General features: G+C 52.4%; 17 protein-coding genes. 13 read left to right on the forward strand and 4 right to left on the reverse strand.

What is annotated here, in order from left to right; translation table 11 throughout:
* Positions 1 to 42: 42 nt before the first annotated feature.
* Both phnE (O1Q74_RS04505) and phnE (O1Q74_RS04510) read left to right on the forward strand, forming a co-directional pair.
* Positions 43 to 903 (forward strand): phosphonate ABC transporter, permease protein PhnE, encoded by an 861-nt coding sequence (gene phnE, locus O1Q74_RS04505; protein ID WP_271876415.1) that lies wholly within the window; start codon positions 43 to 45, stop codon positions 901 to 903.
* 1 nt (position 904) lies between these two features.
* The gene (gene phnE / locus O1Q74_RS04510) at positions 905 to 1,801 is read left to right on the forward strand and encodes a phosphonate ABC transporter, permease protein PhnE (RefSeq protein ID WP_271876417.1); all 897 of its coding nucleotides are present in this window, start codon (positions 905 to 907) and stop codon (positions 1,799 to 1,801) included.
* 329 nt (positions 1,802 to 2,130) lie between these two features.
* Here phnE (O1Q74_RS04510) and O1Q74_RS04515 read toward each other — a convergent pair whose 3' ends face one another.
* The 4 genes from O1Q74_RS04515 to mutH all read right to left on the reverse strand — a co-directional run bounded on the left by O1Q74_RS04515 (position 2,131) and on the right by mutH (position 5,513).
* Positions 2,131 to 3,192 (reverse strand): NADP(H)-dependent aldo-keto reductase, encoded by a 1,062-nt coding sequence (locus O1Q74_RS04515; protein WP_271876420.1) that lies wholly within the window; start codon positions 3,190 to 3,192, stop codon positions 2,131 to 2,133.
* Between the two features lie 237 nt (positions 3,193 to 3,429).
* On the reverse strand, positions 3,430 to 3,636 hold the full coding sequence (locus O1Q74_RS04520; protein ID WP_271876422.1) for a YgdI/YgdR family lipoprotein: 207 nt from the start codon (positions 3,634 to 3,636) through the stop codon (positions 3,430 to 3,432).
* A 186-nt stretch (positions 3,637 to 3,822) separates the two neighbouring features.
* Positions 3,823 to 4,539 (reverse strand): TerC family protein, encoded by a 717-nt coding sequence (locus O1Q74_RS04525; protein WP_271876424.1) that lies wholly within the window; start codon positions 4,537 to 4,539, stop codon positions 3,823 to 3,825.
* 278 nt (positions 4,540 to 4,817) lie between these two features.
* Complete coding sequence (gene mutH / locus O1Q74_RS04530) at positions 4,818 to 5,513, reverse strand: DNA mismatch repair endonuclease MutH (protein WP_271876426.1); 696 nt, start codon at positions 5,511 to 5,513, stop codon at positions 4,818 to 4,820.
* Positions 5,514 to 6,209: 696 nt separating this feature from the next.
* On the opposite strand from mutH, the gene rppH reads away from it, so the two are divergent.
* From rppH to recC, 11 genes are all read left to right on the forward strand, one after another.
* Positions 6,210 to 6,743 carry an RNA pyrophosphohydrolase gene (gene rppH / locus O1Q74_RS04535; protein WP_225087113.1) on the forward strand — a complete coding sequence of 178 codons (534 nt, stop codon included), beginning with the start codon at positions 6,210 to 6,212 and terminating at the stop codon, positions 6,741 to 6,743.
* A gap of 12 nt (positions 6,744 to 6,755) precedes the next feature.
* Positions 6,756 to 9,002, forward strand: coding sequence for a phosphoenolpyruvate--protein phosphotransferase (gene ptsP, locus O1Q74_RS04540; protein WP_271876427.1), 2,247 nt, complete (start codon positions 6,756 to 6,758; stop codon positions 9,000 to 9,002).
* A gap of 229 nt (positions 9,003 to 9,231) precedes the next feature.
* Positions 9,232 to 10,098 carry a prolipoprotein diacylglyceryl transferase gene (gene lgt, locus O1Q74_RS04545; protein WP_271876428.1) on the forward strand — a complete coding sequence of 289 codons (867 nt, stop codon included), beginning with the start codon at positions 9,232 to 9,234 and terminating at the stop codon, positions 10,096 to 10,098.
* 35 nt (positions 10,099 to 10,133) lie between these two features.
* Positions 10,134 to 10,928 (forward strand): thymidylate synthase, encoded by a 795-nt coding sequence (thyA, locus tag O1Q74_RS04550; protein WP_271876429.1) that lies wholly within the window; start codon positions 10,134 to 10,136, stop codon positions 10,926 to 10,928.
* 234 nt (positions 10,929 to 11,162) lie between these two features.
* Positions 11,163 to 11,624, forward strand: coding sequence for a helix-turn-helix domain-containing protein (locus tag O1Q74_RS04555; protein ID WP_271876430.1), 462 nt, complete (start codon positions 11,163 to 11,165; stop codon positions 11,622 to 11,624).
* 71 nt (positions 11,625 to 11,695) lie between these two features.
* On the forward strand, positions 11,696 to 12,199 hold the full coding sequence (locus tag O1Q74_RS04560; protein WP_271876432.1) for a PIN domain-containing protein: 504 nt from the start codon (positions 11,696 to 11,698) through the stop codon (positions 12,197 to 12,199).
* A 179-nt stretch (positions 12,200 to 12,378) separates the two neighbouring features.
* A complete protein-coding gene (locus O1Q74_RS04565; RefSeq protein WP_271876435.1) occupies positions 12,379 to 12,882 on the forward strand; it encodes a prepilin peptidase-dependent protein in 504 nt (167 codons plus the stop codon).
* Positions 12,876 to 13,502, forward strand: a complete 627-nt coding sequence (locus O1Q74_RS04570; protein WP_271876437.1) for a prepilin peptidase-dependent protein — start codon at positions 12,876 to 12,878, stop codon at positions 13,500 to 13,502. Before O1Q74_RS04565 ends, O1Q74_RS04570 begins: the two co-directional genes overlap by 7 nt.
* Complete coding sequence (locus O1Q74_RS04575) at positions 13,499 to 13,954, forward strand: YgdB family protein (RefSeq protein WP_271876439.1); 456 nt, start codon at positions 13,499 to 13,501, stop codon at positions 13,952 to 13,954. Before O1Q74_RS04570 ends, O1Q74_RS04575 begins: the two co-directional genes overlap by 4 nt.
* Positions 13,941 to 14,336: a prepilin-type N-terminal cleavage/methylation domain-containing protein gene (locus O1Q74_RS04580; RefSeq protein ID WP_271878739.1), complete on the forward strand. Its 396-nt coding sequence runs from the start codon at positions 13,941 to 13,943 to the stop codon at positions 14,334 to 14,336. The genes O1Q74_RS04575 and O1Q74_RS04580 overlap by 14 nt, the downstream gene beginning before the upstream one ends.
* Positions 14,337 to 14,392: 56 nt before the next feature.
* On the forward strand, positions 14,393 to 17,791 hold the full coding sequence (gene recC / locus O1Q74_RS04585; protein ID WP_271876440.1) for an exodeoxyribonuclease V subunit gamma: 3,399 nt from the start codon (positions 14,393 to 14,395) through the stop codon (positions 17,789 to 17,791).
* The last annotated feature ends 84 nt before the right edge of the window (positions 17,792 to 17,875 follow it).

Consider the following 17,875-nt stretch of genomic DNA (forward strand, 5'->3'; position numbering starts at 1 on the left):
ACGTCAGGGTAGGACGTATCGCCCGGTAAACAGGACTCTGCTTTGAATAATGACTTTGAGCACTATTATCAACAGATTAAAGGGCGGCAAAAGCGCGAGGCACTGCTGTGGTCTCTACTGCTGGCCTGCCTGTTTCTGGGAGCAGGCAAGGTTGCTGAATTCAGTCCCGTAACCATCTGGTATGCCCTGCCGAATTTTTTCAGCTATTTGCGCGATACGCTGCCTGTATTGCACTGGCAGCAGCTGCTGGCGAACGTTCACACCGAAGGCTCTCTGGCTTATTGGGGATATCGGCTACCCATACAACTGCCGCTAATCTGGGAAACGTTGCAAATGGCGCTGGCGTCTACGCTCATTGCGGTGGCGATGGCCACGATACTGGCATTTTTTGCCGCTGCGAATACGCAACCTTCGATGCTGCTGCGTGTGGCTATTCGCGCGCTGGTGGCTTTTTTACGCACTATGCCGGAGCTGGGGTGGGCGGTCATGTTTGTTATGGCTTTTGGTATCGGCGCGATGCCCGGCTTTATTGCGCTGGCGCTGCACACCGTAGGCAGCTTAACCAAACTGTTTTATGAGTCTCTGGAAAGTGCGTCCGATCGGCCGGTACGCAGTCTGGCAAGCTGCGGTGCCAGCAAGCTCCAGATTATGCGCTTCGCCTTCTGGCCACAGGTAAAACCGATTTTTCTCTCCTACGGCTTTATGCGTATGGAGATTAATTTTCGCTCTTCCACCATTCTTGGTTTGGTTGGTGCGGGCGGCATTGGCCAGGAACTGATGACCAACATTAAGCTCGATCGCTACGATCAGGTGAGCATGACCTTGCTGCTGATTCTTGCTGTGGTTTCGCTATTGGATGGCATCTCCGGCTATTTACGCCGTCGCGTGGTAGAAGGAAAGTGATATGAGAACGGTGACGGCACTTGATGTCGAAAAGTTGAAAAAGCAGCATCCCGAACTGTTTCGCATACAGTCACGCTATCTACGCCGCATCACACTGCTGGCACTGGTGGTCACGCTGTATTACCTGTTCTTTTTCCAGACCTTTGGCATTAGTTGGCCGCAGTGGAACAATGGCTCTGCGCAGTTGGGGCGCTATTTTTTACGCATGTTTGTCTGGCATGACTTTGCCAACTGGCCCTTTGGTTACTATCTGTCGCAAATTGCTATCACGCTGTCGATTGTGTTTGCGGGGACGGTAACGGCGAGCTGTATCGCGCTGTTACTTTCCTTCTTTGCGGCGCGCAACATCATGCAGCGCCGCGGATTAAGGCCGATTGCGTTGCTGGTGCGCTGTTTGTTGGACACAATGCGCGGTATTGATATGGCGATTTGGGGGCTGATATTTGTGCGAGCCGTTGGGCTGGGGCCGCTGGCAGGACTGTTGGCTATTGCCATGCAGGATATTGGCCTGCTCGGCAAGCTCTACGCCGAAGGGCACGAAGCCGTCGAACGTTCGCCCGGACGAGGCCTGAGCGCGTTAGGCACCAATGCGCTGCAAAAACACCGCTTTGGCATCTTCACCCAGTCGTTCCCCGTTATTCTGGCGCTCAGCCTCTACCAGATTGAATCGAATGCCCGCTCTGCCGCCGTGCTAGGCTTTGTCGGCGCGGGGGGCATCGGGCTGGTCTATGCAGAGAACATGCGCTTATGGAACTGGGATGTGGTGATGTTCATCACCCTGATTTTAGTCTCGATAGTGATGGTGATGGATGGGATATCGTCCTGGTTGCGTAAGCGCTATATAACCGGCAAAGACGTTCCGCTGTTTCAGCCAAAAGATAGCGACGCCCATAATTAAGCGTTTCTTAGTCATATTTTTATGCAGACTGAGAGACAATTTCGTGCGCCACAATACCGTCATTTTCATGCTACCCCGTAGCACGCGCCCGACACGGGACGGCTCACACGCCGCTCGCCCCGTGCCCCCTGGCTTTCGGCTAAATTATGTCGCTACGCGATGCCTTCGTCGATATCCGGCTTAACGGACCGCTTGCGACATGCTCCCTGCATGGCGCAAGCTTTCGCCGCGTCCTGCGGCTCATCTGAAGCCAGCTATCTCCTCAGCATAATTTTTTACGCCGGATTACGGCAAAATGCCGATGAACCCTGTGGCCCCGAATTTGGCGCTTACGGTGCCGGGAACGTGAACCGACGGTGGATCGCTTCCAGTTCATCAAGGAGTTCGCCGTCCAGCGTCAGGTTCTGGCTGTCGAGGTTGATTTGCAACTGCTCCAGCGTGGTCGCGCCTAGCAGCGTGCTGGCGACGAACGGCTGCTGACGCACAAACGCCAATGCCATTTGCGCCGGATTCAGACCGTGCTTTTGCGCCAGCGCCACGTACTCGGCAACGGCTGCCTGAGCCTGCGGGCCGGTATAGCGTGTGAAGCGGCTAAACAACGTGTTGCGTGCGTTAGCGGGTTTTGCGCCATTCAGGTATTTACCCGTCAGCGTACCAAACGCCAGTGAGGAATAGGCGAAAAGTTCTACGCCTTCATGCTGGCTGATTTCCGCTAAGCCGACTTCAAAACTGCGGTTTAGCAGACTGTAGGGGTTCTGAATCGACACGATGCGCGGCAGATCGTGTTTTTCCGCCAGATGCAGATAGCGCATCACGCCCCACGGGGTTTCGTTGGAGACGCCGATGTAGCGAATCTTACCGGCACGCACCTGTTCATTCAACGCTTCCAGCGTTTCCAGCAGCGTAACGACCGGTTTGTCGTCAGTATATTGCGATTTGTTATCAGTATATTGATAGTTCAGCTTGCCAAAGCAGTTGGTCTGGCGCTGTGGCCAATGCAACTGATAGAGATCGATATAGTCGGTGTTTAGGCGTTGCAGGCTGGCATCCAGCGCCGCACGGATATTTTTTCTGTCCAGCGCCTGCTGTGGTCGAATGCTGTGATCGTTTCCGCGCACAGGGCCGGAGACTTTGCTCGCCACAATCAGTTTTTCACGGCCGCCACGGGATTTCAGCCAGGAACCGATATAGCTCTCGGTTAACCCCTGTGTTTCCGGGCGTGGAGGAACGGCGTACATTTCTGCTGTGTCAATCAGGTTAACACCTGCGGCAATGGCGTGATCTAACTGGGCATGAGCGTCTGCTTCGCTGTTCTGTTCGCCAAAGGTCATCGTACCAAGACCCAGCACGCTCACTTCTAAAGAACTATGGGGAATACGGTGATATTGCATTGCCAGCTTCCTTATGTCTGAAAATAGCAGGCGTATTTCTCCTCATTTCCGCATGATCTTTTGCGATTCCAATGAGTTTGGGAGAACACACCTGAATTCGACTATAACGAAGCCGTGGCGAGTGGGGAAGTCTCTTCTGTTATCCTTTTCGGATTATTCTGGATACTTCAACCTGAATACTATTCACATAGGGATAATGCGGCCCGATGCGGGGAACGTTTCAGGCTGGCAACGATCTTAGCGTTGCACGATCTGGGAGATTTGGTCGCTGTTGATCTGTTTCTGATTACCTTGTTCATCGATATAGCTGAGCAGTCCGGTATCTTTATCCAGCACGGGTTTTCCCTGGGTCAGGAGCATTTGCCCTTCTTTTGTCGCCATCACGTAATCACTGGAACAGCCCGTAAGGGTAAATAATAACGCCAGTGTGACTGCCATTTTCATCCGTACTTTCATCGTATTAGCCCATTAATAAATGCAAAAACTTCAGTGAGTCTAGCAAAGGGTTACGAGGGATAACGTAGGAATAATGGAAAAAATGCGTGTTGAGGGCGTTAATTTTGTGTAATCAGGCGGTTGGTTGCCGCCTGATTAGGTCGTTTGGCGTTTTGAGCGCTCGCTATGCGGCGATCAGTGTGCCGTTTTCTCTTTTTTACTGCGCAGCAGGTTCAGTGCTTCGACGGACATCGAGAAGAACATGGCGAAGTAGATGTAGCCTTTCGGTACGTGAACGTCGAAGCTTTCCAGAATCAGGGTGAACCCGACCAGGATCAGGAACGACAAGGCCAGCATTTTGACGGATGGATGGCGTTCGACAAACTCGCCGATAGGACGCGCGGAGAACATCATCACACCAACGGCGATAATGACCGCTGCCATCATAATGAACAGATGGTCAGACAGACCAACGGCGGTGATCACCGAGTCCAGGCTGAAGATAATATCCAGCAGCATGATCTGCACAATCGCGCCAAAGAAAGAGTGCACCTTGGAAGTATGGTCTTCTGAACCGCCTTCGACGGTTTCGTGAATTTCCTTGCTCGACTTCCAGATCAGGAAGAGCCCCCCGAAGAACAGAATCAGGTCGCGCGTGGAAATTTCATTGTCGAGCACGGTAAACAGCGGGTCAGTCAAACGCATGACCCAGGCAATAGAAGCGAGCAGTCCCAAACGCATCAACATTGCCCCCATCAGCCCGATGCGGCGCGCTTTGTTTTGTTGAGCTTTAGGCAGTTTGGCGACAACCAGAGACAGGAAAATAATGTTATCGATCCCAAGAACGATTTCCAGAATAGTCAGCGTTCCCAATGCCAACCATGCGTTCGGATCAACAATCCAATCAAACATTATATCAATACACCTTAAACGAAACGTAAACGATATTATACTCTGCCTGCTTGGTGCGTAGGCAAGCGAAAGTGTGAGGTCGTAGAAATATACTCGTCATACCTCGCATTGCGGCCCCTGTGCTGGCATCCCTTTTACTCTGGTTTTTTACTCTGGGTCGGCGTCAGGCTTTTCCCAGGTCATATTCCCTTGTCGCACGACGGCGGCGTATATAGTGCGGCGTATAAGGTTAGTGTACGACGAAGTAGCGTCCTGATGAAGCAGGGCGCTAACGAAACTCAGTTGCTGAGCTGCATGAAGTGACGGGCCAGCAGCGGTGCGGTAAAGGTCTTTTTCAGGTAGAACCCGCGCGGTAAGGTCAGAATCGGCTGACCAAACTCGCCAATGGCCTCTGTGAGAGCTCGACTATTTGCCGCTTTGGGGCGTAATTGCAGGACTTCTCCGTGTCGGGCGGTGATGCTTTCTACCTGACCAAGCACGATCAGATCCATCAACTCTTCCCAATCACAGCGCAATTGTTCCTCTTCTTCCTTATTGGGACTCCAGATGAGCGGTGTACCAATACGGCGTTCCCCTAGTGGAATGTGTCGCGATCCTTCTACCGGAATCCACAGTACCCGTGCGAGCTTGTGTCGTACGTGGCTGCTTTCCCACGTAACGCCACTGTTGCCTGTTAACGGTGCGACGCAGACGAAGGTGGTTTCCAGCGGTTTACCCTGTTCATCAATCGGAATGGTTTTCAGCTCAACGCCGATGTCGGGGAAATCCTGCTCGGGTTTGCTGCCTGCGCTTGCCCCCAGAAAACGTTCCAGCAAGATGCCAATCCAGCCTTTATCGCGTTTCAGGTTGGCCGGAAGGGGCAGGCGAGCGATGTCCGCTAACTCCGCGAGATTATAACCCGCAAGGGATTGCGCGCGTTCCAGCAAGGCTTGCTCATGTGGCGGCGCAGTCGTGTGAACTGTGGGTGAATTCATAGCGTATAGCTCGATATTTTTCCGCTCAAAAAAAATACAATAGGTAGAGAATACCCATGCACAGCCTGCAAGACGGTGGAGAAAAACAATAATAGCATGATTCATAGCGATTTTTTTTAGTGTGATGGCGATCGCTGTGCATCGCTTTGCAAACTGTGCACGTATAGCCACCGACAATAAACAGGATCTTACACTAGGTTATCCACAGATTTCTTGGATAACCCACATAAACATGAATTACTGGTTCGATTTACAGCCTTGACTCGCGGCCTTTTTGCTGTTTTTGCCTATTTATTGCCTGACTTCGGGGTATTCCCTGTGGATAAAATCGGCATAGTGCGATCTTTCGCCAATCTTGCATTGTATGCCATTTGAGCAGGAATAAAGGGTTCGCCATTGCCAGTAAAACGGTTTGTAATTTTATGAATAAAAAGCACTATTTTTTAATTTCCCGTAATATTTTTTCCGCGTGAAAAATGAGTTTTACTCACTTCTTCATGGGTTCTGCACAAAGATGTCCACAGAAAAAGTGAATAAACTGCGAATTCCGGTCTTCACATGTTTATAACTTTGATCTTATCTGTGGGTTATCTTAATTTTATTAGTACCACATGCTTTCTAAGCAGTGGTTTACCGCCTGACGGGAGTGTGAAACAATCAGGTCATCTTTGCATTGATGTTTATCGAGGTAGTCCGGTGATCGATGATGATGGCTACCGCCCAAACGTTGGTATTGTAATTTGTAATCGGCAGGGGCAGGTGATGTGGGCCCGGCGCTATGGTCAGCACTCCTGGCAGTTTCCGCAGGGGGGGATTAACCCCGGTGAAAGTGCTGAGCAGGCGATGTACCGCGAACTGTTTGAAGAAGTCGGGTTAAGAAAAAAGGATGTGCGCGTGTTGGCATCTACCCGTAACTGGTTACGCTATAAATTACCAAAGCGTTTGGTGCGTTGGGATACAAAACCGGTCTGTATCGGCCAGAAGCAGAAATGGTTTTTGCTACAGTTGATGTGTAATGAGTCGGATATCAATATGCAGAGCAGCGGCACGCCGGAATTTGATGGCTGGCGCTGGGTGAGTTACTGGTATCCGGTACGTCAGGTCGTCTCTTTTAAGCGAGATGTGTATCGTCGCGTGATGAAGGAATTTATCAACCCGGTGATATTGCTTCAGGAGAGTGCTGCGGCTCGGATGACAACGCCATCCGGTCCTCGGCGAAAAAGAGGGTAATTCAGGCACATTATGCTCACGCGCTTGCGAGAAATTGTCGAAAACGTTGCGGCAACGGCCCGCCTTAGTGATGCGCTGGACATTCTGGTCAATGAGACCTGTCAGGCTATGGACACGGAAGTCTGTTCCATTTATCTGGCCGATCACGATCGCCAATGCTATTACCTGATGGCAACGCGCGGGTTGAAAAAGCCGCGCGGGCGCACGGTTACGCTGGCGTTTGGGCAAGGTATTGTCGGGTTGGTTGGGCAACGTGCCGAGCCTATTAATCTGGCTGATGCTCGCGCCCATCCCAGTTTCAAATATATCCCCGCGGTGAAAGAGCAGCATTTTCGCTCTTTTCTTGGCGTTCCCATTATCCACCGTCGCCACCTGCTGGGTGTACTGGTGGTGCAACAGCGCGAACATCGTCAGTTTGATAAAAACGAAGAATCGTTCATGGTGACGCTGGCCACCCAGATGGCCGCTATTCTCTCTCTTTCGCAGATCAAAACGCTCTTCGGTCAATATCGTCAGACGCGCGTTAAGGCGCTGGTGGCCGCTCCGGGCGTGGCGATCGCCCCTGGCTGGCAGGATTGTACTCAGCCTTCTCTGGAGCAGGTGTTCCCCGCGTCGAGTCTGGACAGCGAGCGTGAGCGATCCCGTTTAACGCAGGCGTTGGAAGAAGCAACGGCGGAATTCCGTCGTTTCAGCAAGCGGTTTAGCGCCAGCGCGCAAAAAGAGAGCGCGGCGATTTTCGATTTGTACTCGCACTTGCTGAATGATGCGCGACTCAAGCGTGAACTCTTTCAGGAAGTGGATGCGGGCAATGCCGCCGAGTGGGCCGTAAAACTGGTGATCGAACGTTTTGCCGCGCAGTTCACCAATTTGCAGGATACGTATTTACGCGAACGCGCTGGCGATCTGCGCGCGTTGGGGCAACGACTGCTGTTTCACCTCGACGATAACGCGCAAATCATGGGGCAATGGCCTGAGCGCTTTATCCTTGTGGCGGACGAATTAACGGCTACGCTGTTGGCGGAACTGCCGCCGGAGCGGTTGGCGGGCGTTGTGGTGTACGACGGTGCGGCCAATTCGCATGCGGCGATTTTGGTTCGTGCGATGGGCATTCCGACGCTAGTTGGCGCGGATATTCAGCCCGATCTGCTGCATCAGCGCTTGCTGATTATCGACGGCTATCGCGGTGAGCTGTTGGTCGATCCTGAACCCGTGCTGGTACAGGAATACCAGCGCCTGTTGACGGAAGAAAACGAGCTGACCCGTCTGGCCGAAGGCGAAATGGAACAGCCTGCCGTGCTGAAAAGCGGTGAACGCATTCAGGTCATGCTGAATGCCGGGTTAAGCGCCGAACACGAAAAGCGTTTCATCAATCAGGTTGATGGCGTGGGTCTGTACCGTACGGAAATCCCTTTTATGCTGCAAAGCGGTTTTCCGTCTGAAGATGAACAGATGACGCAATACCAAAGCATGTTGCAGCTTTATCCTACGCGGACGGTGATGCTGCGCACGCTGGATATCGGCGCCGATAAGCCGCTGCCTTACCTTCCCATTAGCGAAGAGAACCCGTGCCTTGGCTGGCGCGGTATTCGGATTACGCTCGATCAGCCTGAAATCTTTCTGATTCAGGTGCGCGCCATGCTGCGGGCTAACGCGCACAGTGGCAATCTCAGCATTCTGTTGCCGATGATCAGCAGTCTGGATGAAATCAGTGAAGCGCGTCGCCTGATCGATCAGGCGGCGGGCGAGGTCGAAGAATTACTGGGCTTCCCGCAGCCAAAACCGCGGATCGGCATCATGATCGAAGTCCCATCGATGCTGTTCCTGCTTCCTCATCTGGCTTCCCGCATCGATTTTGTTTCAGTTGGCACCAACGATCTGACGCAGTACCTGCTGGCGGTCGATCGTAATAACGCCCACGTGGCATCGCTTTATGACAGTTTGCACCCTTCCATGTTGCAGGCGTTGAACATGATCGCTGTCGAATGCGAGCGGTATAACATTCCGCTTTCCGTGTGCGGTGAAATGGCGGGAGAAGCGCTCGGTGCACTGCTGTTAACAGGGCTGGGTTATCGCTCGCTCAGTATGAACGGGCGCAGCGTTGCGCGAATTAAATATCTGCTGCGCCAGATTACGCTGGCTGAGTCGCAGGCGTTAGTACAGCAATTGCTGGGCGCGCAAAGCGCGACGGAAGTCCGGCAGTGGGCGGCAATTTTCATGGAAGAGCGCGGGCTGGGCGGCTTGATTCGCGGCGGGCGCTAATTTGTAGCGGCGGTGCGATATTGACGAGTACATCGACAGTTAATTGCGAGTAAATGTTTAGTAGCGACTCAATGTTTTACAGAACTTTTCCCCGACGCAAGCAACGAGCGTGGGCGCATATGCTATGATTCGCCACCGCGGTTCGCAGGAACGGATTCATTCTCCTGCCTTTTGCCTATCAATGACGATCCCGAAAGCAGGGATAACACAATAAAATATGTGGTGAATGATGACGACAAGCTATCTGGTGTTTCCTCAGTTTGACCCAGTGATTTTCTCTATTGGCCCGTTGGCGCTGCACTGGTATGGGCTGATGTATCTGGTGGGTTTTGTATTTGCCATGTGGTTAGCGGTGCGTCGGGCGAATAAACCGGGTAGCGGTTGGACCAAGGATGAAGTCGAAAACCTGCTGTATATGGGGTTCCTTGGGGTTTTCGTCGGCGGGCGTCTGGGCTATGTTCTGTTTTATGCCTTCCCGTCATTTCTTGAAAATCCGCTCTATCTTTTCAAAGTCTGGGATGGCGGTATGTCGTTCCACGGTGGCTTAATGGGCGTGATTTGCGTCATGCTATGGTTCGCGCATCGAACCAAACGCCATTTCTTCCAGGTCGCTGATTTTATTGCTCCCCTGATTCCTTTTGGGCTGGGGGCTGGCCGTTTGGGCAACTTCATTAACGGTGAACTGTGGGGACGCGTGACGACGGATACGCCGTGGGCCATGCTGTTTCCAGGCTCGCGCAGCGAAGATATGATGCTGGCCGTCAGCAACCCGCAGTGGCAGACGATTTTTAATCAGTATGGCATGCTGCCGCGTCATCCTTCCCAACTTTATCAAATGATGCTGGAAGGTGTGGCGCTATTTATCATCCTGAATCTCTTTATTCGTAAATCTCGGCCGATGGGCAGCGTCTCAGGGCTTTTCCTGATCGGTTACGGTTCGTTCCGAATTATTACCGAATTCTTCCGCCAGCCAGATGCGCAGTTGGGGCTGTTCGGCGATCTGTTCAGCATGGGGCAAATCCTGTCGCTGCCAATGGTGATCGCCGGTATTCTGATGATGGTCTGGGCCTATCGCCGTCAGCCTGCGCAGCAATAATCCGCCGTCCTTTTTTAATTTTGTGGTGAGGTAGTATGAAACAGTATCTGGATCTGATGAAAAAAGTGCTTGAAGAGGGCACGCCGAAAGCCGACCGTACCGGCACGGGCACGCGTTCTATTTTCGGCCATCAGATGCGTTTCAACTTGCAGGACGGCTTCCCGCTGGTTACCACTAAAAAATGCCACCTGCGTTCGATTATTCATGAACTGCTCTGGTTCCTGAACGGCGATACCAATGTTGCCTATCTGCATGAAAACAAAGTCAGTATTTGGGATGAATGGGCAGATGAAAACGGCGATTTGGGGCCGGTTTACGGTAGGCAGTGGCGTTCGTGGGGAGCCGCAGACGGCCGTCAGATCGACCAGTTGAAGAATGTCCTGACCCAGTTGAGACAGGATCCCGATTCCCGCCGTATTATCGTGTCTGCCTGGAACGTGGGTGAACTGGACAAAATGGCGCTGGCACCGTGCCACGCGTTTTTCCAGTTCTACGTGGCGGATGGCAAACTCTCTTGCCAGCTTTATCAGCGCTCGTGCGATATCTTCCTCGGTCTGCCGTTCAATATCGCCAGCTACGCGCTGCTGGTACATATGGTGGCGCAACAGTGTGATTTGGACGTCGGCGATTTTGTCTGGACTGGCGGCGATACGCATTTGTACAACAACCATCTGGAACAGACGCACTTACAGTTGGGCCGTGAACCGCGCGCGCTGCCTAAACTGGTGATCAAGCGTCGTCCGGATACGCTGTTCGACTACCGCTTCGAGGACTTTGACATCGAGGGATACGACCCGCATCCCGCCATCAAAGCACCGGTTGCGATCTAAAACTTCCCCACATTTTTCAGGGCCGCGTCATGCGGCCTTTTTTGTTTCTCTTCGTGCAACGGACCTACCGCTTCCTGAACCTACTGTGTGTGAAAATTAATCGTTTCGAATATTGCGATTTTCGTTTATTTCGATTAATGTTGATTTTAACGATGTTAGCTCTTGGATCTGATATCGCTACTCTGAAATTTACGAACTTACGAACTTACGAAACGAAGAACGCTGGAATACTTGATGAAAAATACTCCTCTAAATAGTTTGAGCCTTCCGGCTCCAAAAGAAATGGAGGCCGCTATTCGTGGACAAAGGCAGCTTGCAACCTACCTGTCTACGAAGCTGGAAACACAGGAAATATCGATTCAGGATGCACAAGACATTGCCCAGAAGATCGAGCTGCCTACCTCGGCACTTACGCTTTTGATGAGCATCCTTGGCGAACTGGCGGCGGGTAATGCTGTCCAGATTGTCCCCGTGCAGGCTGAGTTAACGACACAAGAAGCGGCAAATATTCTGAATGTTTCACGGCCACATATGGTGAAGCTTTTGGAGGGAGGCCATCTTCCTTTCCATAAAACAGGTCGTCATCGCCGCGTGCTTTTTGCTGATTTGATGCAATACAAAGAACAGCGTGAAAATGAAAGTATGCAAGCCATGCAGGAGTTGACAGACCGAAGTCAGGAACTCGGGTTTTACTAATGAATCACTCCCCCTATCCCGTGGTACTTGATGCGTGTGTCATTTATCCATCTCTGCTACGGGATTTGCTCATGCATCTTGGTTTAACAGGGCTATATCAGCCAAAATGGACGGCACTAATTCAGGAAGAGTGGCAGCGAAATTTGTTGCTAAATAATGCGGACGTAACGATGGATAAGCTCAGGAACATTGAGCATTTGATGAATAAGGCATTACCCGATGCCAATGTGACTGGATTCGAGCAACTTATCCCTGCTCTGGTTTTACCTGATGCGGATGATCGACATGTATTGGCAGCGGCGATACGCGCTAATGCAGAAGTCATCGTCACTGCGAATCTGAAAGACTTTCCTGCAACGGCACTTTTGGAATTTGGAGTGGAAGCCATGCATCCAGACGAATTCATTGCCGATTTATTTGATCTCAATTCTGCTCTGGTGCTTAAAGCGGTTCGCACTTCGCGCACTGCCTTCAGAAAGCCTCCGTTTGATGTAGACGAATATCTGGATTGTCTCCTGCGTCAGGGGCTACCAATGACGGTAAAAGAACTGGATGCGTATCGATCACTGATTTAACGACCTACCCTACCAGACGGCGTCTTCGATACAGGCAGGCGCCGTTTTTTCATTGTACTTTCCCCACCTCCCCGCACGTTTTTTCTGTTGTTACATCGTTGCAGTAAAACATTGAGAGCCGCCGCGTATAACGCCGTTAACACGCTGTTTTTGCTGATAAGACTCACTATCCTGACGTCATGAAAACAGGGAATCGACAACCTCGGGGGTTTACCTTGCTTGAATTATTGGTGGTGCTGACGCTCGTAGCGCTGATGGCGGGCGGCGGCCTGCATGGCTGGATTCAGTATCAGCAGGCCATTCGTCTGGAGCAGAGTGCGCAGCAACTGCTGGACTTTTTGAGTCGGGCTCAGGCGAATGCCTACTGGCATAACGAAACCCGGACGGTGAGGCTCATATCGCAGGGGGAGTTATGGTGCATGATGGCGGGCCAGAATGAAAAACAGGCAGAGGAGATATGCCGTGAGAACCATTCGGGACAGTTCGTACGTCGTACGCAGGATATCGTGTTGGCAAAGTCCACCAGCAACGTATTTACGTTTTTTGGCTTGCGTAACGCCGCTCAGGCTGGACACATCTCGCTGTCGAACGCTGCGGGGCAGTTGCGTCTCATCATCTCGGTGAGGGGACGCATGCGACTGTGCAGCGAATCGCAAGCTGTTCTGGCGATTCCCCTATGCTGAAACAGATCGTATTGAGGGACACGGTATTGATGCAGGTGAATCGGAGGTGTAAACAGCGTGGTTTCACTCTGTCGGAGATCCTGTTAGCGCTGAGTTTAGGCAGCCTGATTATGCTGTCGGCGGCGCAACTATACCCTTTGTTGCGTGGTCAAAGTCAGGACAGTGCACAGCTTTTCCGGCTGGAGCAACTGTTTAGTCAGGTCGCGATGGGGATTGAGAAAGACATCCGACGGGCGGGCTTTTGTGCTGGAACCTGCCAGGGAAAGGCGATCAGTATCGGAAACTATCCGGGAGAGGCGGAAAATAGCTGCCTGAATGTCTCTTACGATCTGAACCGGAATGGCATTTGGGATGGCGGAGAGCAACAGGATGCCGAGTCTTTTGGCTATCGTCTACGCGGTCGATCGTTGGAAATTCAAAGTGGGGCGCACAATTGTCAGGGTGACCGATGGGAGAAACTGTTTGATCCGCAGGAGGTCGTACTTACGCTGTTCCGGTTACAGCGTTTGACTGCGCAAAATGATGTGGCGCTGTATGAATTGCAACTGGCGGGATACTGGGCCAAACGCCCTGCCGTTAAGCAACATATTTCCCGCCTGATACTGGGGCGTAACCCATGAAGAAAGGATGGCAAACGGGAAGTGGAACACTGCCTATGGTACTGCTGATCGCCGTTGTTGGCCTGCTGTTGATGTCAGGTTTGCAACGTCAGCTTGAGACTGCCATTCAGGTGGGAAACGATGAGCGGCATTATCTGCGCGCTTTCAATCAAGCATTGTCCTCGTTGAACTGGGGAAAGGGGCAGCGTTGGAATGCGCTAACGGAAAGCTGGCAGTGTCAGAAATTGTCGGCGGAACAGCTTGTGGTGTGCCTGCGTGCGGCTTCGGATGGGAGGCAGGGGTTACTGCGTGGTGAAGGCACGCTCCCCGGTTCGGTGCGATCGTTGACGCTGTACCAGCGGGTGTCATTTTTGGCGCTGTCATCGGGGCAGAACGCTATTCAACCAGTGGGTAACGGCTGGCTGGATTTTTGCCCTGATAAGGATGTGACACGCTGTGATGCAAGGGAATAGCGTAGTGAACAAGGGATATGTGAATCATCAATCGGGTTTTAGCCTGCCGGAGACGTTGGTGGCGGCGCTGCTGTTTGCCGTGTCGCTGATGGGATTATTGCAATATCACCAGATATTACAGCAATCATTTCAGCATCAGTGGCAGCAGCGTCAGGCCTGGCGGTTTGCGATACAGCAGTTGGAAGCCTATGAAGCAGGCGTACCGTATCATCCGTTTGCTCTTGATAATGCGGCATCCCTGTCGAGTAAACACTGGCAGTTTAGTGTGTCGGAGCAGTTACAGAGTCCAGAATGCCGTCAGGTAACGGCAAGAGTCATGACGCCACGCCGCTATCAGGCTACACTAAACCGTTGGTTTTGTCGGTCATCGCTTGTTCAATAGGCCTGTTTAAGTAAACTTTGAGTTATCAATCGTAAGCCGCGGTAGCAGGAGCCAGAATGTTTAGAATCTATCACTCCAATCAGTTGGATATCCTGAAAAGACTGATGGTTGAGTTGATAAAACGTCAGCCGCTTGCCGATCCCTTCCAGCAGGAAGTGATTTTGGTGCAAAGTCCGGGGATGGCGCAGTGGTTGCAAATTGAACTGGCTGGGCACTTCGGTATTGCTGCCAATATTCAATTCCCGCTGCCCGGTGTTTTTTTATGGAATATGTGTCGCCACGTGCTGCCGGATATTCCAAAAGAAAGCGCCTTCAGCAAGGATGCAATGACGTGGAAACTCATGCACTTGTTGCCCGATTTATTATCACAGCCTGATTTTGCGGTGCTGAATCACTATCTGCAAGATGATGATAACCAGCGAAAACTGCATCAGCTTGCCGGGCGCGTGGCGGATCTTTTCGATCAATACCTGATTTATCGCCCTGAGTGGATCAAAGCCTGGCAAGAGGGAAAACAGGTTGACGATCTCGGCGGTAACCAGTTGTGGCAATCGGCGCTGTGGCGTGCGCTGGTGGATTACACGCGTGGGCTGGCGCAGCCCGAATGGCATCATGCGATTCTGTATCAACGTTTTATTACTGCGTTAGAGCAGGCAAAAACGTGCCCGCATGACCTGCCGCCGCGCGTTTTTATCTGCGGCATTTCGGCGTTACCCCCGATCTATTTACAGGCGTTGAACGCGCTGGCGCGACATATTGACGTGCACCTGCTCTTTACCAACCCTTGTCGCCATTACTGGAGTGACATTCAGGACTATAAGTTTCTGGCGAAGCTAAAAGCCCGCAGCCGTCGCTTACATCGATTTGACGGCGACTCTGCTGATGAAACTCGCCCGCTCTTTCGCGATCCCTCACAGGCAGAAACGCTGTTCAACGATGATGGTAAACAGTCGATTAATAATCCGTTGCTGGCATCGTGGGGAAAGCTGGGGCGCGATAACCTTTATCTGCTGGCTGAGCTGGATAACGTGCAGGAGATCGACGCCTTTGTTGAGTCTGATGGCGAAAATCTGCTGCAAACCTTACAGCGTGATATTCTTGAGCTGGAAGACCACGCTGTAGTGGCTGTCAGCCACGAAACACAGAACTCGAGCACGCAAAAACGCCTGCTGGCACTCGACGATCGTTCGGTCGATTTTCACGCCTGTCATAGTCCGCAGCGTGAGGTGGAAGTGCTTCACGATCGACTGCTGTCCATGATGGCAGACGATCCTGAGCTGATGCCGCGTGACATCATTGTGATGATGGCGGATATTGACAGCTATACGCCATTTATTCAGGCGGTATTTGGCAATGCGCCGGATAACCGCTATCTGCCTTTTGCCATCTCCGATCAGCGTGCGCGGCATGCGCACCCCGCCTTGCAGGCGGTAATCAGCCTGCTGGATTTACCGACAAGTCGTTTTACGGCGGAACAGGTTTTGGCATTGCTTGAAGTGCCCGCGTTGGCTGCCCGTTTCGGTATTCAGGAAGAAGGATTACGGCGTCTGCGCCTGTGGGTGGTAGAGTCTGGTGTACGCTGGGGATTGGATGACGACAATGTGCGCGATCTCATGCTGCCGCCGACGGGCCAACATACGTGGCGTTTTGGCCTGACGAGAATGCTGCTGGGCTATGCGATGGACAGCCAGGTTGGCGACTGGCAGGGCGTGCTGCCTTACGATGAATCCAGCGGATTGATTGCGGAATTGGCCGGTCAATTGGCCGAACTGCTGATGCAGATCCACCAATGGCGTCAGCGCCTGTCTCAGCCGCGCGTGCTGGTTGACTGGTTACCGCTATGCCGAGAGCTGATTGAAATCTTCTTTGACGCGGATAGTGAGACTGAAGCGGCGTTGGCATTGGTTGAAAAACAGTGGCAGTACGTGATTGGCATGGGGGCGATGGCGCATTATCCACAACAAGTGCCGATCTCCCGGTTACGTGATGAACTGTCGCGGCGCCTCGATCAGGAACGGCTCAGCCAGCGTTTTCTGGCCGGTGCGATCAACTTTTGCACGCTGATGCCAATGCGCTCCATTCCCTTTAAGGTCGTATGTTTGCTGGGAATGAACGATGGTGTCTATCCCCGAACGCTGCCGCCGCTCGGGTTCGATCTAATGGGGCGGAAGATCAAGCGCGGCGATCGTAGCCGACGTGACGATGACCGCTATCTGTTTCTGGAGGCGCTTCTGTCGGCGCAGCACAAACTTTATATCAGCCATATCGGGCGCTCGATTCAGGATAATACGCGTCGCTATCCTTCCGTATTGGTGAGCGAACTGACGGAGTATATCGCCCAAAGTTACGTTCTGCCGGGCGATGAGGCGCTGGATATTGATAGCAGCGCTGAGCGGGTGGTGAAGCACCTCTGCCGTGAACATAGCCGTATGCCTTTCGATGCGGATAACTTCCTGTCGGCACCGCAGCCATTGAGCTTTGCGACAGAGTGGCTGGCGGCGGCGAACCGAAAAGGGGAAGCCCAGCCTGATTTCGATCGTGAAGCGTTGTCCGAAAGAACAACGGATAGAGATGTCAGCCTGGACGATCTGAAACGGTTTTATCGTCACCCGGTGCGAGCCTTTTTTCAACTGCGGCTTGGTGTGAGTTTCATGCTGCACAGCGATGAACTGCTGGATGAAGAGCCCTTTGTCGTTGATAGCCTTAACCGCTATCAATTGAACAGCGAGTTGCTTAACACGTTGATTAATGATGGTGATACGGAAAAACTGTATCGCCGTGCCAGAGCGGCGGGTGAGCTTCCCTATGGCGCGTTCGGTGAAATTTACTGGCAGGAACAACAGCAGGATATGGCGCAGTTGGCAGCGCGCGTGCGTGATGAGTTAATGCCCTCGCTGTTGGTGAGCCGGGAAGTGGATATCCTCCTTAACGGTGTGCGCATCAGCGGCTGGCTGAATCAGGTGCAGCCGGATGGTTTGCTACGCTGGCGTCCCGGCACGCTTTCCATGAAGGATGGCATGACGCTGTGGCTGGAACACTTGGCCTACTGTGTGACGGGGGGGCAAGGCGAAAGCCGATTGTATGGACGGGAGGATACCGCGTGGCGCTTTGCTGCCTTGTCGGAAGCGCAGGCCAGAGAACATCTGTCTGTCATGCTGGATGGATATCGTCAGGGAATGAGCAGGCCGCTGTTACTGCTCAATAAATCGGGGAGCGCCTGGCTGGCTGAATGTTATGATCGTGAAAGCGATAGTCTGCGGTCAGATGAAGAGGCGCAGAACAAAGCGCGCGCCCGTTTATTGCAAGCCTGGCAGGGCAATATGGGAATGCGGGGGGAAGGCGAGGATTATTACCTGCAACGTATTATTCGTGAGTTGGATGAAAAACGAATGAATGAGGTGATTGAGGCGGCGCAAATCTGGCTACTGCCACCGTTCCGCTTTAATCTGGCGTGATGAGTAATGCCCGAGTCGATTTTGAGGTGCGAGAAGATAATGCACTGCAACGTGAAAAGTGATGGATATGAGGTTGGAGAATTG

The organism is Pectobacterium sp. A5351 (assembly GCF_028335745.1).
GTDB lineage: Bacteria > Pseudomonadota > Gammaproteobacteria > Enterobacterales > Enterobacteriaceae > Pectobacterium.